The sequence below is a fragment of the Gordonia malaquae NBRC 108250 genome (assembly GCF_000344135.1).
In the GTDB taxonomy this organism is placed as follows: domain Bacteria; phylum Actinomycetota; class Actinomycetes; order Mycobacteriales; family Mycobacteriaceae; genus Gordonia; species Gordonia malaquae.
This window is the reverse complement of the sequence record NZ_BAOP01000032.1, coordinates 1-23,381: the sequence shown is the minus strand read 5'-3', so window position 1 is coordinate 23,381 and position 23,381 is coordinate 1. Positions and strand designations below refer to the sequence as shown.

The window sequence follows — 23,381 nt, the reverse complement described above, 5'->3', positions numbered from 1 at the left end:
ACAGCAGCCATTCTTCTTTGTGTACAGATGTTCACTGAAATCTTAAACGAACTGAAGGAGACCCGGCATGGCAAACCGCATCGCGACTCTCGTCGGATCACTCATCGAAGCCACAGCGACCCCGTACCCGGTCGATCGCTACCTGGAGTTCATCGACCCCATGCTCACCTGGCGCGACACTCGCGCCAAGGTCGTCGACATCCGCCGCCAGACCGACCGCTCGACCACGCTGACGCTGCGCCCCACACACCAGTGGAAGGGCCATACCGCAGGTCAGTATGTCGAGGTCGGAGTGGTCATCAACGGCACTCGCCATCGCCGCTTCTACTCTCCGGCCAACGCCGAGGCACAGCGCGGCGACATCGAGCTGACCGTCGCCGTCCACGAGAACGGCCTGGTCTCGAATCACCTCCGCAGCAACGTCCGCGTCGGCGACGTCCTCAGCCTCGAGACCGCAGGCGGAACGTTCGCACTTCCCGCTCAGCGTCCGGCAGAGATCGTCCTCATCAGCGGCGGCAGCGGCATCACACCTGTCCTCTCAATGTTGCGCACGTTGGTCTCCGAAGGCCACACCGGACCGATCACCTTCGTGCACTACGCCCGCAGCCCGCAGGACGTGCCGTACAGCGTTGAACTCGACGCGATCGCCCGCTCGGTGCCCGGCGTCGAAGTCCGCCTGCACTACACCCGCACCGCGTCGCCCGAACACTTCGCCGCCGACCACATCAACGACGTCGCCGAGCGCGACGGTGCACAGGTGTACATGTGCGGCCCGGCCGCACTGATGAGCGCCGTCCGTGAGTACGCCGACACCGTGGGCATCTCCGACCGCATCCACTCCGAAGCATTCACCATCGAGGCGCCGACTCCGGCCTCCGCCGATCAACTGGGCGGCGACCTGGTGTTCGCCAAGTCGAATGTGACCGCTGAGAACGACGGCCGCACCATCCTCGAACAAGCCGAAGCCGCCGGCCTGACGCCGGAGTTCGGATGCCGCATGGGCATCTGCTTCAGCTGCACCAAGGTCCGCAAGACCGGAACCACCCGCAACGTGGTCACCGGCGACCTGGACTCCGAACCCGACAAGCACATCCAGATCTGTGTCACGGCGCCGTGCGGCGACGTCGAGATCGACGTCTGACCAGCGCCGGCCGCCCACTCACCCGAGACAACGAAGGATCACGCACATGACCATCGCACCCCTCGCACTCCGCAAGAAGCAGCCCACCGAGATCGACCTCACCTTCGACCAGGTGGAAGCGATCGGCGCCGAACTCGAAGCACTTCGGGCCCGCATCATGGCCGACGTCGGCGAAAGCGACCGCGACTACATCTACAAGATCATCGGCATCCAGCGGAAGCTGGAGTTCGCAGGTCGCGCCGCCATGTACGTGCCGTTCCTGCCGCCGGTCTGGCTCGCCGGTGTCGCCGCACTCGGCGTCTCCAAGATCCTCGACAACATGGAGATCGGCCACAACGTCATGCACGGCCAGTACGACTGGATGCGTGAAGACACCTACAACTCACGCGAGTTCGACTGGGACACCGTCTGCCCGGGTGAGCAGTGGAAGCACAGCCACAACTACATGCACCACACGTACACCAATGTGCTCGGCGAGGACCGCGACGTGGGCTACGGCATCCTCCGCATGGACCGCGACCAGAAGTGGAACCCCTACTACCTGGGCAACCTCGGCTACGCGACCGCTCTGATGCTGCTGTTCGAGTGGGGTGTCATGCTCCACGACCTCGAGGTCGAGAACATCATCCAGGGCAAGCGGAAGTGGAGCGACGTCAAGGGGCTCCTGAAGGGCATGTGGCGCAAGGCGAGCAAGCAGGTCGCCAAGGACTACATCATCTACCCGGCGCTGACCGGCCCGTTCTTCCTGACGACCGTCGTCGGCAATGCGGCGGCCAACCTCATCCGCAACGTCTGGACGTACTCGATCATCTTCTGCGGCCACTTCCCCAGCGGCGCGCAGACGTTCAAGGCCGAGGACTGCATCGATGAGACCAAGGGCCAGTGGTACATCCGTCAGATGCTCGGCTCGGCCAACATCAACGGCGGCCGACTGTTCCACATCATGAGCGGCAACCTGTCGCACCAGATCGAGCACCACCTCTTCCCCGACGTGCCCGCCAACCGCTACCCGGAGATGTCTCCCGAGGTCAAGGCGATCTGCGAGAAGTACGGGCTGCCGTACAACACGGGCTCGCTCAGCGCCCAGCTCGGATCGACGTGGAAGAAGATCGCGAAGCTGTCGCTCCCCAACTGGATGACGCGCGACGACAACAACGTCGTCGTCAACATCGAGCGCACCAAGGCCGTCGAAGCGGCCTGATCGTCGCGCCTGCGGGGATAAGGTGCGGGCCATGGCGCTCCACGAGATCACATTCCCCTCACACAACGGTTCCGACACGATCCACGGCTGGATCTACCAGCCGACGCGCCCGGCGCGAGCAGTCGTGCATCTGATTCACGGTCTCGGTGAGCATTCTCGCCGCTACCTGCATCTGATCACGCGACTGCTCGACGCCGGGTTCGTCGTTGCTGCGGACGATCACGCAGGCCACGGCAAGACCGCTGCGGTCTCCGGGGTCTGGGCCGATTCCGGCGACGACGGCGCGGAGACGGCGATCGCCGATGAAGAAGCGCTCCGGGCCAAGGTCCGCGAGTTGCATCCGGATCTGCCATACGTCGTGTTCGGACACTCGTGGGGATCGATGATCGCTCGGCCGCTCGCGTCCCGCCTCGGGGACGACCTCGACGGCCTGATTCTCTGCGGCATCGCAGCTCAGATCCCCGGAGCCGACGCATTCGACCGTGCCGCTCTCGCCGCCGAGCCGGACCGTGCGGGCGCCGCCGACCTCGCGTACGTCGGGGCCCTCTTCGACGGGTTCGTGTCGCGTTATGGCGACGGCGCGGGACCGACCGACTGGGTGGCCCGCAGCCACGAGGTCGTGGCCGACCATGCGATCGACCCGCTCAACAACTTCGGAGCTCCGATGAGCGTCCGCTTCCTGCAGGGCTTCGTGGAGGTGTACGACCAGGCCAACAGTGACGACTGGTACACATCCGTCCGCGCTGACCTGCCCGTTCTCATTCTCGCCGGCGACCAGGATCCGGTCACCAACTACGGCGAAGGCGCCTACCACGTCGCCAACAAACTGGTCGCGAGCGGCCACCCGAGTGTCCGGACCCGCGTCTACTCCGGGTTCCGCCACGAGGTGCACAACGAACCCGAGATTCGCGACGACGTCGAGTCCGAGGTGATCGACTTCGTGGAGCGGGCGATCGGCGCGTGACCGGCGGTCACCGAGTGTCGGCGATACGGTGCTGCCCGCGGAAGCTCGACGGCGTCTCCCCCACGGCACGTTTGAACATCGTCGCGAAGTTCGACTGATCGTCGTAGCCGAGCGCTCTGGCGATGGATGCGACGGGTGCGTCCTCGTGCACCAACATGCGCTGCGCCTCGAGGACGACCCGCTGCTCGATCAGCTGACGGGGCGACTGCCCGGTGCCCGCGGTCACCATCCGGTACAGCGATCGCTCGGAGCACGCGAGCCGTCTGGCATAGGAGCCGACGGACCTGTCTGTCAGGAAATGGGCGTCGACGTCGCTGCGGAACTGCCTCACCCTGTCGTCGCCGACCAGTCCAGACGACTGGCCGTCAGCAGTGGTCACCATTGCGAGCACCGCCGCCGACAAGGCGTGGGCCAGAATCGTGTCGGCGAACGCGGAGCCCGCCACCCGTGACTGCATGTCGAGCAGCGTCCGGAAGTCTCTCGTGAACCGGTCTCCGCTCGACGGCCAGTGGGATCGGCGCCAGCCGCCACGCACACCGATGACCTCCGAGTCGCCCGGACTGATCATGCTCGTCGGAAACATGCACATCACGCCGTCGACGGCATGGATGTCGCCCCACTCCTGAACCTGACCGGCGTGGACCCAGAGGACATCGCCTGCGGTCAACGAGTACGTCGCGAAGTCGACGCTGTGCTCAGTGGCGCCGGACTCGACCGCGACGACGAGTTCAAAGCCGAGTCGTTGCGACCCGCTGAACTCACCGTCGGCCGCAGCGTCGCGGATGTCGGCGATCGCAGTGACGTCGACTGTTCCGACTCCCGGGTCGGGCGAGTACCCGACGTCGCGGATCGATGTCTGAAAATCACCCATCCTTGTCATCATAGAACCTGGTGGACAGGCGTCGCCAAACATAGCGTGGCAGAGGTGAAAACATCGACGCTGGTCAGAACCCTCCTCTCCACAGTCTCCGCGGTGATCGTTGCAGTCGCGCTTGCAGCCTGCGGATCATCCGACTCCGGTCAGGCTTCCGAAGGAGACCGCACATCTCAGGAGGCGAACCGCACTCTCGTCGTCGACTTCTACAACGGCTTCTTCAACAGTCACGACATCAACGCCGCCTCGGTGGTCGCCGACGACTACAAGCAGCACAACCCGCAGGTCCCGGACGGCAAGGCGCCGTTCGTCTCCTACTTCGCCGACTACTTCCGGGCCAACCCGCAGGCGAGCAACCGGATCGTCCGCAGTGCCACCGACGCCGACCTCGTGTACCTCCACGTGCATTCGGCATCCGGTCCGGGCGACCGCGGACAGGCCGTCGTCGACATCTTCCGGGTCGCCGACGGCAAGATCGTCGAACACTGGGACGTGATCCAAGACGTGCCCGCTGAATCCGCCAACGGCAACTCGATGTTCTGACGCCCGACCAACTATCCTCGCGGGAGCAGCTACATCGGGAGGAGCAGTCGTGGTCGGTCGACTCGAACGGAACAAGGACCTTGCGCAGGAAGTGGTGGAGAGCACCGCCCGCCGGGTCGGGAACATCGCGTCGATCATCACGACGGCGGTCGCGGCCGTCGCCCATGAGATCGGCGAGCTCGTCACCGACGGTTTCGAGATGCGTGAGGCGGCGAAGGCGGCGAGCGCCGACGATTCGCCCGCGCGCAAACCCGCCATGGAACTCGACTCCGTCAACGGCTACGACGCCGACGACGAGGACGTCTGATCTGTGTCGACTCCGCACGAGGTGCTCCGCACCGTCTTCGGATACGAACAGTTCCGCGGCGACCAGGAGCAGATCGTCTCGCAGGTCGTCTCAGGCGGCGACGCCGTCGTCCTGATGCCGACCGGCGGAGGAAAGAGCCTCTGCTACCAGGTGCCTGCGCTCATCCGCGACGGGTGCGCGGTGGTCGTCTCACCACTCATCGCGTTGATGTCCGATCAGGTCGGAGCGCTGCGTCAGCTCGGTGTCCGCGCCGCCTACCTGAACTCCACCCAGTCGTCCGAGGAACGATCGGCGACCGAGCGCGCGTACCTCGCCGGTGAACTGGACCTGATCTACGTCGCGCCGGAAGGCCTCAGCCGGCCGTACACGCGCGACTTCCTGTCGCGGGGCAAGCTGTCGTTGATCGCCATCGACGAGGCGCACTGCGTGTCGCAGTGGGGCCACGACTTCCGGCCCGACTATCTCGCCCTCGGCGATCTCGCCGAACTCTGGCCGGACGTCCCACGCATCGCGCTCACCGCCACCGCGACGCGTCGGACGCACGAGGAGATCACCGAACGGCTGCACCTGCAGAACGCGCGACATTTCGTCTCGAGCTTCGATCGCCCCAACATCACGTACCGCATCGAGCCGAAGAACCAGCCCACCAAACAGCTTCTCGACTTCATCCGCACCGAGGGCGTCGTCGACGGTGAACAGGCCACCGGCATCGTCTACGCGCTCAGCCGCAAATCGGTCGAGTCGACGGCTGCGTACCTGGTCAAGAACGGCATCAATGCCCTGCCGTACCACGCGGGCCTGGACAAACGTCTCCGTGACGAGACTCTGCACCGGTTCCTTCGGGAGGACGGGATCGTCGTCGTCGCGACCATCGCATTCGGCATGGGCATCGACAAACCCGACGTGCGGTTCGTCGCGCACATCGACCTGCCGAAGAGCGTGGAGGGCTACTACCAGGAGACCGGTCGCGCCGGCCGTGACGGCCTACCGTCGGTGGCGTGGATGGCCTACGGCCTGGCCGATGTGGTTCAACAGCAGCGGTTGATTCAGATGTCCGACGGCGACGCGGCTCACCGCAGATCGCAGTCGGCGCACCTGAATGCGATGCTCGCCCTGTGCGAGACGGCATCGTGCCGCCGCCAGCAGCTGCTGCGGTACTTCGACCAGGACAGCGGCCCCTGCGGAAACTGTGACACCTGCCTGACGCCGCCCAAGACGTGGGACGGCACCGTCGCCGCCCAAAAGCTGATGGCGACCATCTGGCGGCTCGACCGCGAGTACCGCCAGCACTACGGTGCCGGTCATCTCATCGACATCCTGCGGGGTGTCTCCAACAAGCGGATCGAGCAACTCGGCCACACGAACCTGTCGACATACGGCATCGGCACCGAACTCGATGCCGCCGGATGGAGCAGTGTCGTCCGACAACTCCTCGCGTCCGGCTATCTGGAGACGCGCGGCGAGTACGGCCAGTACTTTCTCACCGAGGCCGGGGTGCCCGTCATGCACGGCAAGGTTCCGCTCGAGTTCCGCGAGGACGCGAAGAAGGCGGGCCGCTCGTCTCGGCCGACCCGAGCCGCCTCCGTGGCCGCCGATCTGTCCGAGGACGACGCCGCTCTGTTCGAGTCGCTGAGGAAGTGGCGGGCGGCTGTGGCCAAGGAGGCCGAGCTTCCCGCATACACGGTCCTCGGCAACAAGACTCTCGAAGCGATCGCGCACATCCGGCCGTCCACGCGCGGGCAACTCCTGGCGATCAACGGGATCGGCGAAGCGAAGCTCGAGCGATACGGCGACGCGGTCCTCGAAGTGATCAGCGCGTACGACAGCGGGGCTTGACCCGCGGTGCGCTAAACCCTCGACGCGGCATCAGTACATCCGTACTGTGGGGCCGTCTCGATCGAAGGAGCCGCCCGTGTCCAGCACTGAATCCGCTACGTCGCCCCTGTTCACGCAGGTCGACTCGTCGATCGCAGTCGAGTCGACGCCGTCGTGGCATCGCGGCGTCTTCGACTTCCCGAACCCGGTGAACGACTACGCCGCCCGCTCCACCGCAGGTCTGGTGATCGCGCTCGCCGCGGTGTCGATCGTGGTGAATCAGCCGTGGCTGTACGGCGTCCTCGCGCTCGGATTCGTTCTGCGCGTGGCGGGCGGCCCTCGGTATTCACCGTTCGGGCGTCTCGCCGTCCACGTGATCGCACCCAAGGTGTGGCGCAAGGAGAAGACCGTCCCGGGTCCGCCGAAGCGGTTCGCCCAGACCGTCGGACTCGTGTTCTCCGGCACCGCCTTTGTGCTGTCCCTGGTCGGGTTCGGGCTCGCCGCCCAGATCGTCGTCGGCGCGCTCATCGTCGCGGCGTTCCTCGAGTTCGCGTTCGGCATCTGCCTCGGATGCATCGCCTTCGGTTACCTGCAGCGTGCGGGCGTCATCCCCGACGACGTCTGCGAAGCCTGCAACGACGTCACGCTGTTCGGACGTTCGTAGTCCGACGCCCCTCGGCTCAAATCACGGAGTCAACGAGCCCATCCGGATCGTCTCGATCCGATCGACGCGCACATCACGAACACGTGTGAGTGATGCCCACGCCGCGGCTCCGCCCTTCGTTCGCAGAAGTGGGCCGACCGTGCGGTGGAACCGCGCGATCTCGTCGGGCGAGCTCGACCGTTGCGGCCCGACGGCGCCGACCAGCCGAATCCCCGGCGGTCGCGAGAACCGCCCGCGCATCAGAGCTCGGCTCCAGAGCATCGGCCCGCTGTCGACCGCGAGGATCGTCACGTCTGGGCATCTGTCGACGTTGGCGGAGAGACGGGCGTTGAACACGTCGAAGTAGATCCCTCGGCCGAGCGAACCGAGCAGAAGGGAACCGATCGGCGTGACATGCGCCGAGCCGTCGGCGTTGACGCTCGCGATGCTGCAGTGCAGGCAAGACCGCACGGCGCGACGCGTCACGAGTCGCGCCTGCGTCCACTCGCGTTCGTTGATCATGACGACCGACCGCCACGGGTCACCACAGCGCTCCCCTGTCCGACGGCGCACTGCCGCTCGGTGCCGTCCGGCATCACGTTGTGGATCACGACAGTCGCCGACGCCCCCGAGCGTCCTTGCTCCACGACGGTGGCCGTCGCTCGAAGGCGGCCGACCCTGGCCGTCGTCGAGTAGGTGACGGACATGCCCTCGGTGATGATGTCGGCACCCAGAACTGTGCCGCATGCAAAGGTGAGGGCGTTGTCGACCAGGTAGGCGAGCACACCGCCGTGGACGACGCCGTACTGCTGGCGGTGACAGTCTCGGATCTCCAGTTCGAGGATCGCCTCGCCTCCCTCGAATCGCTCGATCGTGGCGCCGACCAGGTTGTTGAACGGTTGCGATGCGAGGACCTGCGCCGCCGATGTGAGACCGATGTTCGTTGATGACATGCCGAACCTCCTAATAGAGTGAACACTCTAGAATTAGTAGAGCATATACTCCACAACTATGGGAAGGCCTGCCAAGCACGATGCCGACGACTTCATCGACGCAGCCGTCGCAGTGTTCGCCGCACGCGGCGTCCGGGCAGTGACGCTCGCGGCCGTGGCAGATCGACTCGGGGCGACGAACGGCTCGATCTACTACCGCTTCCCCGACCGGACGAGCCTGCTGCAGGCCGTCTGGCTGCGCACCACAGCAGAGTTCCGCCGGAACTATCTGGAGGTCGTCGGTGAACACCCGACAGTCCACGCCGCCGTCGACGCTTCCGCGTGGGTGGTCGAGTGGTGTCGCGACAATCTGGAGAAGGCTCAGATCCTCCAGTCCGGGCCACGAACCTTCGACGCCGACGGCGAACCCGCTCAGCGGTCCGACGAAACCGCGACCGAGGCCGAGCTGCGGACCATCGTCACATCACTGACCGGCAAGACCGCCGCCACGGCGGACGAGATCGCATTTGTGATGATCGAGCTGCCGCTGGCGGTCGTCCGGCGACGTCTTCAGGCGGGCACGCCACCCGGCGACCGTGAAATCGACCTCGTCCGCGGTCTTGCAACGGCCGTCCTCGTCGGCAGGTGACCGGATGAGCACCGTCAGTCAACGAGGCCGGGCCCGACACTCAGGCCTGCAATGATCGCGGCGTTCACGTCGTCCGCCGGATCGATCGGCAAGCCGTGGTGGCTCCCCGACGGCAGGATTGTCACAGATGCCTCCGGCAGACTGCGGCGCACTCCTTGTTCCACGGCTCGGACATCGTGCACACGACTGTCCGGTGCCAGAACAACCGTTGTCGGCATGGACAGCGCCGCGAGCGCTTCGCGCGACGGCCGTCTGGGGACCACCTTCTTCGCGGTCGGGCAGTGCTCCGTGCCATAGGAAGTCAGCGCGATCCATTCCGGGTCGAGGCCCACGCCCGACTCCCAGGCCAGGAGCGCGGATTGGCGTTCGGCGGAGGGCCGGATCAACACCGGCAGCGCATGCAGCAGGTACCGAATCGCCATCCCTGCAAAACACGAGGTCGGGTCGAGTAGTACGAGGTTGCGCACCCTCCCCGGTGAGGCCAGGGCAAAGGCGAGCCCGACCATCGCGCCGTACGAATGGCCTACGAACGATGCAGCCCTGACCCCCAGTCCGTCGAGCGTGTTCGACAGCCAGTCGACCAGTTCACCCGTCGTCGACGGCGCATTCGTGGCGACACTGGCGCCGACGTCACCGATCATGTCGATCACATACACACGATGCCCATCGTCAACGAGGGCCGAAACGTTGGCAAACCACACCGTCGACGTCGCACCGGCACCCGACAGCAGAACCGTCGGGCGTCCGTCCGCGGCGCCACAGACGTTCACCCGAGTGCTTCCGAAGCGGCTGGACACAACAAGACTTGAGACGCCTGACGGCCACTTCGCCAGAACCGCCTCGTACCGCCGCCGAAACTCGACGCCAGTCGATCGGGAAACTCTCACCGCAGACTCCAATTTCTCTCGATAATCGAGAGACTAGTTTGTCGAGTGAATATTGTCTAGCATCGAGACATGACGTCAGACACCGCGATGAGAACCATCCACCTCCTGCGGGCAGTGACATTGCAGACGAACATGCTGGCGGCCGATTTCGCACGAGCGAACGCGCTGAACACCACAGATGTGCACGCCCTGATCGGGCTCCTCGACCGCGAACGATCCGGTCTTCAAGCCACCCCCGGTTGGCTCGCAGAGCACCTCGCCGTCAACTCTGCATCAACGACAGCGTTGGTCGACCGGCTCGTCCGTCGCGGACTCGTCACACGCAGCCGAGACCACGTCGATCGACGTAGGGTCGTACTAGTTGTCACGCCGGCAGCTCGTGATCTAGGCGAATCATTCTTCGAGCCTGTCTTCAACCGGATCAGTGACGCTGCCAACGCCTACAGCGCTGATGAGATGGACATCGTCGACCGCTTTCTCGTTGACGTCGCCTCGGCCCTGCGCTGAACTCCGAGTCAGTCCAGGAGACCGAGTGCGATGCCGTCGAGGATGTCGTGCTCGGAGACCACCATCTCGCTGATGCCCGCACGATCGGCGAAATTGCGGGCCAACTCCTGCGTGACGAGTGCACCGCCGCCGATCACGTCGGCGCGCCCGGGATGCATCGGGCCGAGGCCCATCCGCTCGTCGCGGGTCATCGCGACGATTCGTGAACACAATGCGTGCAGGTCGGCGAGACCGATCCGCGAATGGTGGATCACCTCGGGATCGTAGTGGTCCAAGCCCGCGTGCACCGCCGCGAACGTCGTCAACGTGCCCGCGACGCCCACCCACGTCCGCGCATAGGAGACGTCGACCGCGTCGAACGCCTTGGCGAGCTCGTCATGCGCGTAGCCGACCGCGGCATTGCGCTCGTCGAGCGTCGGCGGATCAGACTTCAGAGTCCGCTCAGTGAGGCGGACGCAACCGATGTTCGACGAGTACGCACCGTGCACACCGGTCGACAGGTCGCCGACGACCACTTCCGTGCTGCCGCCGCCGAGGTCGGTGACGACGAACGGACCGTCGGCCGCGTCGAGCCCTCCGACGGCGCCTCGGAACGACAGTCTGGCCTCCTCGTCGCCGGAGATCACTTCGGCGACGGCACCGGGCTGAACACGGCCCAGCAGGTCGGCGGTCATCGCGAAGAACTCATCACGATTCCCCGCGTCACGCGTCGCCGATGTCGCGACCATCCGGACCCGCTCGACTCCGGCGTCCAGCATCCGCTGCACGTAGCCGTCGAGTTCCACGCGGACACGTTCGATGGCCTCCGGCGCGAACTCTCCGGTCGCGTCGACGCCCTGCCCGAGACGAACCACCTTCATGTCGCGAGCGACGTCGACAAGCGACCCGTCCGACGCAGGCTCGGCGATCAACAGACGCAGCGAGTTGGTTCCGCAGTCGACGGCGGCGACTCGAGTCACGGCGTCTCGACTGCCGATGAATCGTCGCTGAACGTCGGCCAGTCGGCAGGGACCGCGATGCCGCGCAGCTTGTCCTCGTCGGCGATCATCGCGACGGCCTCGTCGCCGAACGGATTGACGCCCGGACCCTTCGCCAGCGCATGAGCGACAAGAACGTGCAGACACTTCACCCGGTCCGGCATGCCGCCGCCGGTGAAGTCCGTGCCGAGCGACTCGATGGCGTCGCGTTCAGCGAGGTAGCACTCCCCCGCCGCTTTGTACGCTGCGGCGAGGTCGGCGTCGTCGGCGAGCCTCGCCTGCATCCCTCGCATCACGCCGCCCGATTCGAGTCGGCTGCAAGCCGCAGTGAGCCGTTGGTCGGTCAAGTAGTAGAGGGTCGGGAACGGTGTGCCGTCCGGCAGTCGCGGCGCGGTCTTCACCACCGCGGGCTGCCCGTCCGGTGTTCGATAACTGATGTCGAGCACGCCTCGCGGAGTCCGGCCGAGTTGCTTCTCGACGGCTGCCAGGTCGTTGTCCGAAACGCTCACTTGCCCTCCGGCGGTGTAGACACCGCATCCCACATGTTCTGGTACCACGGGTTGGCGGCGCGTACACGCTCCGCCTCGTCCGCGGCTTCTTGTTGTTCTCTGTTCGGCGCGATGACGACGACCTGCTTCTCACCGCGCTTGACGTACTGCAGTCGGGCGCGCGCCTGCGCCTCGATGTACGCCGGGTCGTTCTGCTCGGTGACCTTCTTCTGCAGGTCGGCCACCTCCGCGGACAGTGCCGCGTTCGACTCCTGCAGTCGATTGAACTCAGACCGCTGAGCGAGGTAGGTCCGCAGCGGCACAGCCAGCGTCAACGCGAGGAAGACGACGACGAGCCCGATAATCGCGGCCCGCTTCGGGTCCACGCGGGCCCACCTTGTCACGCGCGACGGCCGCGAGGTCTCACGCGACGCCCACCCTCGTGAGGTCGACGGTTTCTTCTCCGCGACGGCCTCGACCAGGACATCGAGGTCGTCGTCGGATCGTGTCCGGGCGCGTCGGGTGCGCGGACGTGACCGTGCGGACTCTGGTGTCCGACGGTCACTCCGGTCCCGACTGCTGCGCCCGGACGACGATCCTCCCATGTGTTTCAGCTAAGCACGATCAGACGGTGAAACGCGGGAACGCCAGGTCACCGGCGTAGCGAGCGGCGTCGCCCAGGCCCTCTTCGATGCGGAGGAGCTGGTTGTACTTCGCGACGCGCTCCGAACGAGCGGGTGCACCGGTCTTGATCTGTCCCGAACCGCATGCGACGGCGAGGTCGGCGATCGTGGTGTCCTCGGTCTCGCCGCTGCGGTGGCTCATCATCGACTTGTAGCCGTTGTTGTGCGCGAGGGCGACGGCGTCGAGAGTCTCGGTCAGGGTGCCGATCTGATTGACCTTCACCAGGAGGGCGTTGGCGATGCCCTCGTTGATGCCGCGCTCGAGGCGCTCCGGGTTGGTCACGAACAGGTCGTCGCCGACGAGCTGAACCTTGTCGCCGACGGCTTCGGTGAGTGCTGCCCAGCCGGCCCAGTCGTCCTCGGCGAGGCCGTCCTCGATCGACACGATCGGGTAGTCGGTGATCAGCTTGCCGTAGAAGTCGATCATCTGCTGCGCGTCCAGAGCCTTGCCGCCGAACTGGTAGGCGCCGTCACGGTAGAACTCGGTGGACGCCGAGTCGAGGGCGACGACGACGTCGCTGCCGAACTTCAGACCGGCGTTGCCGACGGCCTCGGCGATCACGTTCAGGGCGGCCTCGGTGTTGGGCAGGTCGGGGGCGAAGCCGCCCTCGTCGCCGAGCGCCGTGCTCATGCCCTGCTTGTGCAGCACCGACTTGAGCGCATGGTACACCTCGGCGCCCCAGCGCAGCGACTCCTTGAAGGTCGGAGCGCCGATCGGCGCGATCATGAACTCCTGGAAGTCGATGCCGTTGTCGGCGTGTGCGCCGCCGTTGATGATGTTCATCATCGGAACGGGCAGGATGTGGGCGTTCGGGCCGCCGACGTAACGGAACAGCGGCAGGCCTGCCGACTCGGCTGCGGCGCGAGCGACCGCCAGCGAGACGCCGAGCAGCGCGTTGGCTCCGAGACGAGACTTGCCGGGAGTGCCGTCCAGGTCGACCAGGGTCTGGTCGAGGACACGCTGGTCGTCTGCCTCGATGCCGATCACCTCGGGAGCGATGTCGCCGAGGACTGCCTCGACAGCCTTGGTGACGCCCTTGCCCAGGTAGCGATCGCCGCCGTCACGAAGTTCCACTGCCTCGTGCTCACCGGTGGACGCACCCGACGGAACTGCGGCACGTGCGAACGTGCCGTCGTCGAGGACCACTTCCACCTCGACCGTCGGATTGCCTCGGGAGTCGAGGATCTCGCGCGCGCCGACCTGCTCGATAATTGCCACTTGTTCCAACCCCATTCAGATGGTCGTGCCGGCTCCGCTGCTGGGAGCATTGTCGGCGGGTACAGGCTCTAGCGTAATGGCTGCCGCGACGGGCAACACTCAGTACCTGACGTTGACCGAGTACGCGTTGGCGTGATTGCGCACGCGCAGCACGTAGTCCATCGAGTTGTTGTACGTCAGGACGGCTTTCTCCCAGCCCTCCGGCGTGGTCATGTCGCCTCCGGACGAGACGCAGAGGTAGCGAGCCGCAGACAGCGCGGCGTCGTCGATGTTGTCGGGATCGGCCTTGCCGTCGCCGTTGGCGTCGACGCCGAACCGCTTCCACGTCTCGGGGATGAACTGGAACGGGCCGACCGCGCGGTCGTACTTCTTGTCGCCGTCGATCACCCCGTTGTCGGTGTCGAGGATCTCCCAGTTTCCGTTGGTCCCATCGAGCTGAGGTCCTCGGATGTGAGGAGTGACGTCACCGTTGGGCTCGACATCCGCCCCCTTGTGCGTTCCGTGTTTGCTCTCGACGCCGCCGATTCCGGCGATCGTCGTCCACGTGATGCCGCATTCGGGGTACTGCTGCCGTTGGATCTCGGCCGCATTGCCGTACGCCTCCAGTGACGTCAACGGGATGTGCGTCTCCTCTGAGATCGGCGACGCCCAGTCCCGCATCAGATCGGCGGTCCGACCCGGCGAGTGGATGTTGATGAACGGCTGCTGCACCCCGGGACCGGGGGGTACGCCGTCGGGGATCTCCGGTCCGTCCCACGGCATCTCGACGTTGCACGCACTCACCGTCACCGCGACTGCAGCGGCAACCGCCGGGAGCGCGAGGCGTCGCACGAGTCGAGCCGTCGACACAGCTGATCAGTCCTTCCGAGGGATATCGAGCCACTACCGGGCCGGGCACAAGCGTGCCACATCAGTCAGACAACGCCAGCCGACCCGCCGAGGTTCCCCGTACCGTCTCAGTTGTGAGCGACATCAATCGCAGGCGCGGCAGACCGCCTGGCCCTCCCCTGGACCGCGACGCCAGGCGTGAAGCGCTCCTCGACGCGGCAGAAGATGCGATCGCGTCGTCGGGACCGGATGTGTCGCTCGCCGAGGTGGCACGCCGGGCGGGGCTGACCCGTTCAGCCGTGTACGCGGCGTTCGCCGACCGGGACGCACTTCTGGACGCTCTCGCATCTCGCCACGCGGCACGGCTTGTCGAATCGATGCGCGACGTCGCGGACAGCTCCGCCACCCCGCGGGATCAGACGCGGGCGTCGGTCGACCTGCTCGCCGCCTGGTTCGAATCGTCTCCCGACCTCGCGGGTGCACTCGCCGCTCGGTGGCGGACCGACGGGCGCTCGTTCGTAGAGTCCATGCTCGCCGACGTCTTGGCCGCGGGATTCGTGGCGAGATCCCTCGATCCCACACCCGCGCCGGTGTGGGCACGGGCGATGGTCGGCGCGGTGTCGGCGAGTGTCGAATGGTGGTCGATCACCCGCGACATCTCCCGAGACGAGCTCGTGGACCACGTGACAGAACTCTTGTGGTCAGGACTGTCCGCCGCCAATCCGTGACCGGCACGACGCCGAACAGAGTCACTTCTTGACGTCCGTCTCACTAAAGGACACACTGTCTTTTATGGGGACGATCACATCCGACCAGGCAGCGGAGATCACCGGCGCACAGAACTGGCACGCCGTCGCCGAGGCTCATCCCGAACGAGCGTCGGCGATGGCCGACGGGCTGATGCGCGGCGACCCCCTCGCCGACGCAGTGGTCGCAGAGTACGTCGCCGCACAGGGAAAGCCGGGCGCTCTGACCTGGAGCGACGTCGTCGGTGCCCTCGATGAACCGACGTCTCCGATGCCGGCCGCCCTCACCCAGTTCATCGAGCACACATCCCGGCCTCCGTCCTGGTTCGACCCCGCACTCGCACATGCGGGGGCCACCGCGTGGTGGCGATTCGGTTCACTGCAGTCGTCGACGCTCTACCAGTCGCTGATCTACGGCTACCAGGCACGAGGTTTCACCCGACCGCTCACGGAGACCGGCCGTCTCACCGAGGGAACCTGGGACCGTGTGCAGAGCACCGCCCGCTGGGTGGCCCTGGCCACCGCGCCCGGACTCATGGACGTCGGCGGCCCCGGGTGGATCCAGACGTTGCGGATCCGCCTCGTCCACGCGTTGGTGCGCCACCATCTCATCGCACGGCAGGGCTGGGACGTCGAGCGGTGGGGTGTGCCCATCAATCAGACGTACTGCCAGTTCACGATCACCGCAGGTTTCCTCGCATTGCCGCTTCGAATCGCCGGCGACTTCGGACTCCACTATTCGCAGGCGGACAAGGAAGCGATCACCCATCTCTGGCGGTGGATCGGATGGACGATGGGCGTCGACGACGAGTTGCTGCCGAGAAGCTTCGCCGACGCTCGTGAGATCGATGTCGTCGCCCGTGAGTTCCGGATGGAGCCGGACGAACACGCACAGACCCTGGTCACCGCGCTGCTGGCCGACGGCTACCGCACCGAGGTCCCGCTCCCGCGGCTCCTCCGTCCGATGTCCGCCACGATCAACGGCGCGGTCCACGCGGTGACGCGGCCGATCCTCCGGCCCCTCTTCGCCGGCGTCTCGACCCGTTGGGTGGAACCGGAGATCGCGACCGCGATGGGATTGCGGGCGACGCCGCTTCGCAACGTCGTCGTCCTCGCCCGGCCGTTCGTCCGGTCCCGTGAGGTCCTCCGAACACTGGGAGTGCTCGGGTCCGACGTGGCCGTCGCGCAACGCGAACTGAGGATCGTCACCTCACAGTTGGGCCTGGACCTCACCTCGCCCGACGCCGATCGGTACCGGGGCGTCGCATGACGACGTTCACCGTCACGCGGGCGTTGCGGTGTTCACGCGAACAGGCGTGGACGATGCTGACCGTCCCGGAGCAGATGAACCGCTGGTCCACGGCTCGCATCGACCTCTTTGAGGACGGAGTCGGGGATCGACCGGACGGAGTCGGGACACTGCGCACCGTGACGCTTCCCGGCGGTCGTGCCCGACTCAAGGAGGTCGTCGAGAGGTCCGAGTTCCCATCACGCTTCGCGTATCGAGTGCATGACGGTGGACCGGCGCTACTCGACCACCGCGGCGACCTATCATTCGTCGCCACCGCTGACGGATGCCATGTCGTGTGGACAGTTCAGATGCGGCTGGTGTCGGCAGTCGCCACAGCTGCAGTCGCACGAACGATCAGGCGACAGCTCGGCGAGTCCCTCGACCACCTCGCTCTGCTCGATCCACCCGAAGCCGTCGGCGCCCCGGCCCCTGTGGCGAGGACCCGGCACGACGTGACTCGACTCCGTGCGCGGGCGCTCGACGTTCTCGGTACCCAGCGGGCCACGGCGCAACGTCTGGCCGCCGACGACGACCCCAAACAGTGGTTCGCACGGGTCTACTCCTACGTCACCGAGGAGATGATCAATGCCTGCGACCGCGGCGACGTCGACAATCCGGACTGGGTTCTCGACCTCATTCCAGTGTTTGACGAGTACTACACGAAGAACCTCTCCGACTTCGAGGCCGGACGGGCGTGCGAGCCGATGTGGCAGCGGGCGTGGTCGACGTGCGAGCGGAGGGATGAGCGTCGGCCGCACATTCCCGTGATGTCGGGGTTGCTCGCCGGCGTTGCCGCGCACATCGACGCCGACCTGCCCAGGGCTCTCGCCGACGTTCACCAGACGCAATATGCAGACACCGACCTACGGGCATTTCGTCCCGACTATCTCCGACTATCGCCCGTCTTCACGGCGGCATCCGATCTGCTACTCGCCGATCTCCCCCGTTCCCACAAGCCGTGGTGGACGGGGTTGGCCACGAGAGTTCATCCGCAGTTGAGGGACTCACTTCTCGCCCGAAAAGGCTATGACGTCGGACGACACCGTTTCGAGGCATTCGCCAGGGCCTTGAAAACTGCGTCCTGACTTTCGTCCTGTCGACTGTTTTCACATAGCTGAGGCTGCGCTATTCTGAGTCGCTGCCATAAGGCACGCCTAGCCTCAGGAAAGCCGAACACCGATGATCACGCTCGCCGACTCCACTGGACCGTCCGTCGCCACGCAGATGTTCGGCAGTGGGCTGATCGGCGTCCGCGAGGGCCTGGAGGCGGGCATCGTCGTGATGATCCTCGTCGCGTTCGCTGTGAAGTCCGACCGGCGGGACGCCCTCAAGTGGATCTGGCTCGGTGTCGCAGGCGCGCTCGCCCTGATGATCGGCACCTTCCTCATCATCCAGTTCGGCACATCGACGATGTCGTCATTGGCGGCCGAGCTGATCGCGGGCCTCGCCTCGCTGGTCGCCGTGGTGATCGTGACATTCATGGTCCTGTGGATGCGCAAGGCCTCGGCGAGCATCTCCGGTGAACTCAAGTCGGGACTGGAGAACGCGATGGGCGCGGGCGGCGCAGCCGTCACCGGCCTGGCGTTCCTCGCTGTCGGGCGCGAAGGGTTCGAGACGGCGTTGCTCATGGTCGGTTACGCGGAGAGCGGCGACAGCGGGCCGTGGCCGCTGATCGGCCTGCTCCTCGGTGTTCTGGTCGCGGTCGGTCTGACGTTCCTGCTCTACCGCGGCGCGATCCGGATCGACTTCAACCGATTCTTCTTCTACACGGGACTGTTCCTGATCATCGTCGCCGCGGGCATCGCGTCGTACGGCGTCCACGCATTGCAGGTGTACGGCTGGCTGCCGGGCCTGCACCACACTGCCTTCGACATCACCTCCGTGTACGACCAGAGCTCGTGGTACGGCGAAGTGCTGCAGGGCATCTTCAACTTCCGGCCCGAGCCGTCCTGGCTGCAGGTGATCGTGTGGGTCGGCTACATCGTCATCGTCGGCACCGCGTTCGTCCTGCGTGGCCGCACACCCGCCCCCGCGAAGACGGCAGCTCCGCCGTCGGATGCGCCATCCGAGGCTGACGACGAGACCGTCGCCTCCTCCTGACGTTCCGCTCCCCGAGTTCGACCCCCGAAAGGAAACACCCCATGGTTATCTCGTCAACGTTCTCTCGCGGTCTCCGCACCGCGACGATCGTCGGGCTCGCCGCCGCGACACCGATCGCACTGGCCGCCTGTGAGGCGAAGTCGGGCAGCGAAGGCGCCATCACCGTCACCTCGACGGACGACGGCTGCACCCTGTCGACCAGTGAGGCCCAGACCGGCCAGGTGAACTTCGAGGTCAAGAACTCCGGCGCCAAGGTCACCGAGTTCTACATCTACGCGCAGAACAATCGTGTGCTGGGCGAAGTGGAGAACATCGGCCCCGGCCTCACCGGCAAGCTCGGCGTGGAGATCGTCGAGCCCGGCACGTACACCGTCGCGTGCAAGCCCGGCATGGTCGGCAGCGGCATCCGTCAGGATCTGAAGGTCACCGGCGAGAAGAAGACGAAGAGTGAGGCTCCCGCCGACGTCGAGGCCGCCAAGGCGCGCTACCTCGAGTACGTCCGTGGCCAGGTCGACGCCCTCGTAGCCCAGACAGCGACCTTCGTCGACGCGGTGAAGTCGGGCGACCTCGACACCGCACGCAACACCTTCGGTCAGGTCCGCACCTCGTGGGAGCGCGTGGAGCCGGTCGCTGAGAGCTTCCCCGACCTCGATCCGCTGATCGACATGCGCTGGGACGACACCGAGGACGGCAAGGTCGAGTTCACCGGCTTCCACCGCATCGAACGTTTCCTGTTCCCGCCGCAGGCCTCCCAGATCGGTGAGGCCGAGGGACAGATCTCGCCCGCAGATGCCGCAGACGCGAAGGTCAAGGACACCAAGGACCAGATCGCGAAGATCGCCGACGGCCTGCTCGCCAACGTGAAGGTGCTGCAGACCGAGATCAACAAGTCCGACTTCGTCTTCGAGACGCAGAGCTTCGTCAAGGGACCGCAGGCGCTGGTCGACGAGATCGCCGCCACCAAGGTCGGCGGCGAAGAGGACCGCTACAGCCACACCGACCTGTGGGACTTCGCCGCCAACATCGACGGCGCTGAGACCCTCATCGCCGAGATGCAGCCGATGATCTCCAAGTCGAGCCCCGAGCTGATGGACAAGATCACCCAGCAGTTCGAGGCCATCCGCTCGGCGATCAACGCGCTCCGCGAGGGCGACGGCTACCGCTCGTACGACAAGGTCGACGCCGCAACGCGTCGCGACCTGTCGGACAAGATCGACGCGCTGTCGGCGAGCCTGTCGCAGGTCCCCGGCATCGTTCTGCAGAAGTAATGGCTGACAGGGAGGGCTCACAGAGCCAATTCTCGCGACGCGCGGTTCTCGGCGCGGCCGGTGCCGGCATCGTCGTGGGCGGTGCAGTCGGTGCGTTCGGCGGATACTCGGCGTCGTCGGACGCCGCCGAGGGCGAAGTCGACCGTACGGTGCCGTTCCGCGGCGACCGCCAGGCCGGCATCGTCACCGCCGCTCAGGACCGTCTGCATTTCGCCGCGTTCGACGTCATCACCGATTCGCGTGACGATCTGATCGACATGCTGAAGAAGTGGACATCAGCCGCCGAGCGGATGACGCGCGGACAAGAGACTGTCGAAGACGGGGCTCTCGGGCTCGGCGAGTACACGCCGCCCGCGGACACCGGCGAGGCTCTTGGGCTCTCCCCTGCCCATCTCACTCTCACGATCGGCTTCGGCCCCGGCCTGTTCGGACCTAGCGCATCGGATCCGAACCGTAAGGACCGCTTCGGCATCGCCGGGCGCAAACCCGCCGCTCTGGCCGATCTCCCCGCGTTCGCGACGGAGAAGATCGAACCGTCGCGCTCGTACGGCGACATCTGCATCCAAGCCTGTGCCGACGACCCGCAGGTGGCGGTGCATGCGATCCGCAACCTCGCCCGCATCGGCGTGGGCGTGGTCTCCGTCCGCTGGTCGCAGCTCGGGTTCGGCCGCACCTCGGCGACGACCCGTTCGCAGGACACGCCCCGCAACATGTTCGGGTTCAAGGACGGCACGGCGAACATCCGCGCTGAAGACACCGCCACCCTCGACAAGTGGGTGTGGGTCGGCGACAGTGACAATCCGCCTGCCGCGCAGTGGATGACCGGCGGGACGTATCTCGTCGCGCGGCGAATCCGCATGGACATCGAGCCGTGGGACCGGGCGAACCTGCAGGAGCAGGAGACGATCATCGGCCGTACCAAGGGCGAGGGCGCTCCGATCGGTCAGGACGGCGAGTTCGACGAACCCGACTTCCAGATCACCTCGTCCGGTGCTCCGCTGATCGCGAAGACCGCCCACGTCCGGCTCGCACACCCGACTGCGAACAACGGCGTGGAGATCCTCCGCCGCGGCTACAACTTCACCGACGGCTCGGACGGCTTCGGCCACTTGGATGCAGGCTTGTTCTTCATCGCGTTCAACCGTGACTCGTTCAAGCAGTTCGTTCCCATGCAGCACCAGCTGTCACGCAAGGACGCGATGACCGAGTACTTGATCCCGAACGGCTCCGCGTTGTTCGCGATCCCGCCGGGTCTCAAGGACGGCGAGTGGTGGGGTCAGCACCTGTTCTCCTGACCTGAACCGCCGCTTCTGCCGGTCGAACGAAGTCGAGGCGTCGACGAGTCACGCCGCAGCGTCAGCGTGACTCGTCATCGACCGCCTGGCATGCGATCTGATCGGCACCCGAGGCCGATCCGGCCGTGCCGGGTCGGCCGGTTCGAGGAACCAAGGATGGCCGTCGTGGCCGATGAACACCTCCCACCCGCTCTGATGAATCAGGGTGTGGTGCATCCGGCACAACAGCACCCCGTTGCCCAGGCTCGTCGCCCCGCCTTCTGACCACGGCGTGCAGTGATGCGCGTCAGTCCACGTGACTGGTCGTCCGCAGCCGGGGAAGGCACATCCGCAGTCCCTCGCCGCGAGGGCCTTACGGATGCCGGGTGTCATCAATCGCTGCTCGCGTCCGACATCGAGTGGGACGCCTTCACCGTCGACGGTGATCCTGGTGACGGCCGAGGTGCACAAGCTCAACGCGACCGTGGTCGGTGACACGGGCCCGGTGAACCCGAGCCTGGCGACCCCATCACCAGGTGAACCGACTGTAGGTATGACGATCGACGCGTGCGGTAGGACACCGCCGCTGGTAGGCCTGTCCGATCCGGACAGGTACGTCCGGATGATCTGCCCGAGCGCATCAGCCCTGCGCTGCCTCGCGGACCGCGGATCAGCCGTGCCGTCCGGCAACGGCACCGGCCTGCACAGCGGATCTAGAGCCGCGTTCAACTCTTCACCGGTCACGACGTCGAGATCAACAGTGGCCTCGACACGTCCTTCGTCGTTGACGTACAGGGACATCTCATTGAGTTCCGGATTCTCCGACGCCGGAACCAGATCCGGATCATCGGACTCCGCAGCCAACGCGATCGCCTCCCGCTTCGCCGCGGCCTTCACCTCGGCCGGCGTGGTGTTCAACGCCAACTTGCGGGCCAACCGCTGCCGCTCGTCGGGATCGAGCGGAACCCGCTTCGCAACGGTCGCAACACCGACTCCGATCGCATCGGCGATTTCCGCCGACATCGACCCGTCGCGCATCCCGCGCCCGACGTTGGCGAACCGCTCGGCGTGATGACCATTGCGAACAGTTCGATCCGCCACCGCGGGTGGGACACCGATCTCGGTCAGCAGCATCTTCGCCGACCGGAGGTGTTTGCGGAACGGGATCCCCGCCCGCTCAGCGGCACGAACCAGTTGCACTTGGGCCGCGTCGAGAACATTGCGGGCCCGCGCGACTTCGACAATCGCCGACAGAATCTCGGTGTCATCGGCGCCGACCTTGCTCGCCGACGCCAGACGGCACGCCAACCTGGTCAACTCGCCCGAGTCGGTCTCGGTGGCGGTGGGTGGTGCGAGTTCGTCGACGATTCTGTCGGTGAGCTCGCGCACAATAGACGTGAACATGACAAACCCCCTTCTAAACCAAAGGTGCGTGGCAACAAACGTGAACCGACCAGCGGTTCGGCAGCGACCTCCGACAGCACCACCCACCCACAAGCGGGTGGTGCCCGTCGGCTGTCACGAAGTGCCGGGTCACCAGCCCGGCCAATGCCGCTGCGAGTCTCCCGCGGCCCGCACTCTCACCCGAGGAACGAGCAGCCTGTAACGGGTTCGCCTGACTGCAGCGCGCTATCGACTTGTCAAAGAACCTCTGTCGCCAGCATCAACCGGAAACTAGCTAAATGATATAGATCACCTCTGACAAAAACGTACGTTCGATTTTCCCATCCTCGATTGGATGACCAAACACGTTGCACTGGAATCTATTTCGACGATCCCAGTAGTCTTTCCACCCGCGCTACTCGATGATTACTCGGTGACGACTCCCACCGAGGCACGGCCCAGCCCGTCCCGCATCCGTGCCGCTCTGGCGTTCGTATTGATCGCCGCCGGGCTGATCCTGGCTCCGGTCGCGACGATCGGGTCCTGGGCGCACTCACATCTGGTCGACACGGATCATTTTGTGTCGACTTTCGCCCCGCTGGCCGACGACGTCGCGGTCCAAGACTTCGTGGCGGACCAGATAGTCGCCCAAGTGGAGAGT

At 65.8% G+C, this 23,381-nt stretch carries 25 protein-coding genes and 1 pseudogene; 16 read left to right on the top strand and 10 right to left on the bottom strand.

The features are described 5' to 3' along the window. Positions 1–67: 67 nt before the first annotated feature. Genes GM1_RS17350 through GM1_RS17340 form a run of 3 tightly spaced genes read left to right on the top strand, consistent with a single transcriptional unit; the run spans position 68 to position 3,306 of the window. Positions 68–1,141: a ferredoxin reductase gene (locus tag GM1_RS17350; protein WP_008380991.1), complete on the top strand. Its 1,074-nt coding sequence runs from the start codon at positions 68–70 to the stop codon at positions 1,139–1,141. Between the two features lie 46 nt (positions 1,142–1,187). Then, positions 1,188–2,342: a fatty acid desaturase family protein gene (locus GM1_RS17345; RefSeq protein ID WP_008380989.1), complete on the top strand. Its 1,155-nt coding sequence runs from the start codon at positions 1,188–1,190 to the stop codon at positions 2,340–2,342. Positions 2,343–2,373: 31 nt separating this feature from the next. Further along, entirely contained in the window at positions 2,374–3,306 is a 933-nt protein-coding gene (locus GM1_RS17340; RefSeq protein WP_008380987.1) for an alpha/beta fold hydrolase, read from the top strand. Between the two features lie 7 nt (positions 3,307–3,313). Here the strand turns inward: GM1_RS17340 and GM1_RS22460 are convergent, their stop codons facing one another. Beyond that, the gene (locus tag GM1_RS22460; RefSeq protein ID WP_008380986.1) at positions 3,314–4,177 is read right to left on the bottom strand and encodes a helix-turn-helix domain-containing protein; all 864 of its coding nucleotides are present in this window, start codon (positions 4,175–4,177) and stop codon (positions 3,314–3,316) included. 102 nt (positions 4,178–4,279) lie between these two features. On the opposite strand from GM1_RS22460, the gene GM1_RS23015 reads away from it, so the two are divergent. From GM1_RS23015 to GM1_RS17315, 4 genes are all read left to right on the top strand, one after another. Next, a complete protein-coding gene (locus tag GM1_RS23015; RefSeq protein WP_223291326.1) occupies positions 4,280–4,723 on the top strand; it encodes a nuclear transport factor 2 family protein in 444 nt (147 codons plus the stop codon). A 49-nt stretch (positions 4,724–4,772) separates the two neighbouring features. Further along, on the top strand, positions 4,773–5,030 hold the full coding sequence (locus GM1_RS17325) for a hypothetical protein (RefSeq protein ID WP_008380983.1): 258 nt from the start codon (positions 4,773–4,775) through the stop codon (positions 5,028–5,030). A gap of 3 nt (positions 5,031–5,033) precedes the next feature. Continuing rightward, positions 5,034–6,866 carry a DNA helicase RecQ gene (gene recQ / locus GM1_RS17320; protein ID WP_008380981.1) on the top strand — a complete coding sequence of 611 codons (1,833 nt, stop codon included), beginning with the start codon at positions 5,034–5,036 and terminating at the stop codon, positions 6,864–6,866. Between the two features lie 106 nt (positions 6,867–6,972). Further along, positions 6,973–7,509 carry a DUF4395 domain-containing protein gene (locus GM1_RS17315; RefSeq protein ID WP_081604322.1) on the top strand — a complete coding sequence of 179 codons (537 nt, stop codon included), beginning with the start codon at positions 6,973–6,975 and terminating at the stop codon, positions 7,507–7,509. Between the two features lie 21 nt (positions 7,510–7,530). Here GM1_RS17315 and GM1_RS17310 read toward each other — a convergent pair whose 3' ends face one another. Together GM1_RS17310 and GM1_RS17305 are read right to left on the bottom strand one after the other, a co-directional pair. Further along, positions 7,531–8,010 carry a hypothetical protein gene (locus GM1_RS17310; RefSeq protein ID WP_008380977.1) on the bottom strand — a complete coding sequence of 160 codons (480 nt, stop codon included), beginning with the start codon at positions 8,008–8,010 and terminating at the stop codon, positions 7,531–7,533. Continuing rightward, on the bottom strand, positions 8,007–8,441 hold the full coding sequence (locus GM1_RS17305; RefSeq protein WP_008380975.1) for a PaaI family thioesterase: 435 nt from the start codon (positions 8,439–8,441) through the stop codon (positions 8,007–8,009). The genes GM1_RS17310 and GM1_RS17305 overlap by 4 nt, the downstream gene beginning before the upstream one ends. A gap of 58 nt (positions 8,442–8,499) precedes the next feature. Between GM1_RS17305 and GM1_RS17300 the strand changes: the two genes are divergently transcribed. Then, positions 8,500–9,069 carry a TetR/AcrR family transcriptional regulator gene (locus tag GM1_RS17300; protein ID WP_008380973.1) on the top strand — a complete coding sequence of 190 codons (570 nt, stop codon included), beginning with the start codon at positions 8,500–8,502 and terminating at the stop codon, positions 9,067–9,069. Between the two features lie 14 nt (positions 9,070–9,083). Here GM1_RS17300 and GM1_RS17295 read toward each other — a convergent pair whose 3' ends face one another. Beyond that, positions 9,084–9,839: an alpha/beta fold hydrolase gene (locus tag GM1_RS17295; RefSeq protein ID WP_008380972.1), complete on the bottom strand. Its 756-nt coding sequence runs from the start codon at positions 9,837–9,839 to the stop codon at positions 9,084–9,086. Between the two features lie 186 nt (positions 9,840–10,025). Here GM1_RS17295 and GM1_RS17290 point away from each other — a divergent pair, with 186 nt between their 5' ends. Further along, on the top strand, positions 10,026–10,463 hold the full coding sequence (locus GM1_RS17290) for a MarR family winged helix-turn-helix transcriptional regulator (protein WP_008380971.1): 438 nt from the start codon (positions 10,026–10,028) through the stop codon (positions 10,461–10,463). An 8-nt stretch (positions 10,464–10,471) separates the two neighbouring features. On the opposite strand, the gene GM1_RS17285 is transcribed toward GM1_RS17290, so the two are convergent. The 5 genes from GM1_RS17285 to GM1_RS17265 all read right to left on the bottom strand — a co-directional run bounded on the left by GM1_RS17285 (position 10,472) and on the right by GM1_RS17265 (position 14,679). After that, a complete protein-coding gene (locus GM1_RS17285) occupies positions 10,472–11,422 on the bottom strand; it encodes a Ppx/GppA phosphatase family protein (protein WP_008380970.1) in 951 nt (316 codons plus the stop codon). Continuing rightward, the gene (locus GM1_RS17280; protein WP_008380969.1) at positions 11,419–11,949 is read right to left on the bottom strand and encodes a DUF501 domain-containing protein; all 531 of its coding nucleotides are present in this window, start codon (positions 11,947–11,949) and stop codon (positions 11,419–11,421) included. Before GM1_RS17280 ends, GM1_RS17285 begins: the two co-directional genes overlap by 4 nt. After that, entirely contained in the window at positions 11,946–12,314 is a 369-nt protein-coding gene (locus tag GM1_RS23010; protein ID WP_008380968.1) for an FtsB family cell division protein, read from the bottom strand. Before GM1_RS23010 ends, GM1_RS17280 begins: the two co-directional genes overlap by 4 nt. A gap of 238 nt (positions 12,315–12,552) precedes the next feature. Then, positions 12,553–13,830: a phosphopyruvate hydratase gene (gene eno, locus GM1_RS17270; RefSeq protein WP_040520570.1), complete on the bottom strand. Its 1,278-nt coding sequence runs from the start codon at positions 13,828–13,830 to the stop codon at positions 12,553–12,555. A gap of 99 nt (positions 13,831–13,929) precedes the next feature. Then, entirely contained in the window at positions 13,930–14,679 is a 750-nt protein-coding gene (locus GM1_RS17265) for a lytic transglycosylase domain-containing protein (protein ID WP_008380966.1), read from the bottom strand. A gap of 113 nt (positions 14,680–14,792) precedes the next feature. Here GM1_RS17265 and GM1_RS17260 point away from each other — a divergent pair, with 113 nt between their 5' ends. The 6 genes from GM1_RS17260 to efeB all read left to right on the top strand — a co-directional run bounded on the left by GM1_RS17260 (position 14,793) and on the right by efeB (position 21,358). Next, positions 14,793–15,386, top strand: coding sequence for a TetR/AcrR family transcriptional regulator (locus GM1_RS17260; protein ID WP_040520569.1), 594 nt, complete (start codon positions 14,793–14,795; stop codon positions 15,384–15,386). A 64-nt stretch (positions 15,387–15,450) separates the two neighbouring features. Further along, entirely contained in the window at positions 15,451–16,674 is a 1,224-nt protein-coding gene (locus GM1_RS17255; protein WP_008380964.1) for an oxygenase MpaB family protein, read from the top strand. After that, positions 16,671–17,780, top strand: a complete 1,110-nt coding sequence (locus GM1_RS17250) for a DUF5995 family protein (protein WP_040520567.1) — start codon at positions 16,671–16,673, stop codon at positions 17,778–17,780. Before GM1_RS17255 ends, GM1_RS17250 begins: the two co-directional genes overlap by 4 nt. Positions 17,781–17,874: 94 nt before the next feature. Next, a complete protein-coding gene (gene efeU, locus GM1_RS17245) occupies positions 17,875–18,795 on the top strand; it encodes an iron uptake transporter permease EfeU (protein ID WP_008380962.1) in 921 nt (306 codons plus the stop codon). A 41-nt stretch (positions 18,796–18,836) separates the two neighbouring features. Beyond that, positions 18,837–20,063 carry an iron uptake system protein EfeO gene (efeO, locus tag GM1_RS17240; RefSeq protein ID WP_008380961.1) on the top strand — a complete coding sequence of 409 codons (1,227 nt, stop codon included), beginning with the start codon at positions 18,837–18,839 and terminating at the stop codon, positions 20,061–20,063. Further along, on the top strand, positions 20,063–21,358 hold the full coding sequence (gene efeB, locus GM1_RS17235) for an iron uptake transporter deferrochelatase/peroxidase subunit (protein ID WP_008380960.1): 1,296 nt from the start codon (positions 20,063–20,065) through the stop codon (positions 21,356–21,358). Before efeO ends, efeB begins: the two co-directional genes overlap by 1 nt. 48 nt (positions 21,359–21,406) lie before the next feature. Here the strand turns inward: efeB and GM1_RS17230 are convergent, their stop codons facing one another. Continuing rightward, positions 21,407–22,741 carry an HNH endonuclease signature motif containing protein gene (locus tag GM1_RS17230; RefSeq protein ID WP_008380959.1) on the bottom strand — a complete coding sequence of 445 codons (1,335 nt, stop codon included), beginning with the start codon at positions 22,739–22,741 and terminating at the stop codon, positions 21,407–21,409. Positions 22,742–23,153: 412 nt separating this feature from the next. Between GM1_RS17230 and GM1_RS17225 the strand changes: the two are divergent. Continuing rightward, positions 23,154–23,381, top strand: a pseudogene (locus GM1_RS17225) (hypothetical protein); the annotation flags it as partial.

Coding starts and splice junctions, on each gene's coding strand:
- GM1_RS17350 (WP_008380991.1), top strand. CDS start 68: ATGGCAAACCGCATCGCGACTCTCGTCGGATCACTCATCGAAGCCACA.
- GM1_RS17345 (WP_008380989.1), top strand. CDS start 1,188: ATGACCATCGCACCCCTCGCACTCCGCAAGAAGCAGCCCACCGAGATC.
- GM1_RS17340 (WP_008380987.1), top strand. CDS start 2,374: ATGGCGCTCCACGAGATCACATTCCCCTCACACAACGGTTCCGACACG.
- GM1_RS22460 (WP_008380986.1), bottom strand. CDS start 4,177: ATGGGTGATTTTCAGACATCGATCCGCGACGTCGGGTACTCGCCCGAC.
- GM1_RS17310 (WP_008380977.1), bottom strand. CDS start 8,010: ATGATCAACGAACGCGAGTGGACGCAGGCGCGACTCGTGACGCGTCGC.
- GM1_RS17305 (WP_008380975.1), bottom strand. CDS start 8,441: ATGTCATCAACGAACATCGGTCTCACATCGGCGGCGCAGGTCCTCGCA.
- GM1_RS17300 (WP_008380973.1), top strand. CDS start 8,500: ATGGGAAGGCCTGCCAAGCACGATGCCGACGACTTCATCGACGCAGCC.
- GM1_RS17290 (WP_008380971.1), top strand. CDS start 10,026: ATGACGTCAGACACCGCGATGAGAACCATCCACCTCCTGCGGGCAGTG.
- GM1_RS17255 (WP_008380964.1), top strand. CDS start 15,451: ATGGGGACGATCACATCCGACCAGGCAGCGGAGATCACCGGCGCACAG.
- GM1_RS17250 (WP_040520567.1), top strand. CDS start 16,671: ATGACGACGTTCACCGTCACGCGGGCGTTGCGGTGTTCACGCGAACAG.
- efeU (WP_008380962.1), top strand. CDS start 17,875: ATGATCACGCTCGCCGACTCCACTGGACCGTCCGTCGCCACGCAGATG.
- efeO (WP_008380961.1), top strand. CDS start 18,837: ATGGTTATCTCGTCAACGTTCTCTCGCGGTCTCCGCACCGCGACGATC.
- efeB (WP_008380960.1), top strand. CDS start 20,063: ATGGCTGACAGGGAGGGCTCACAGAGCCAATTCTCGCGACGCGCGGTT.
- GM1_RS17230 (WP_008380959.1), bottom strand. CDS start 22,741: ATGTTCACGTCTATTGTGCGCGAGCTCACCGACAGAATCGTCGACGAA.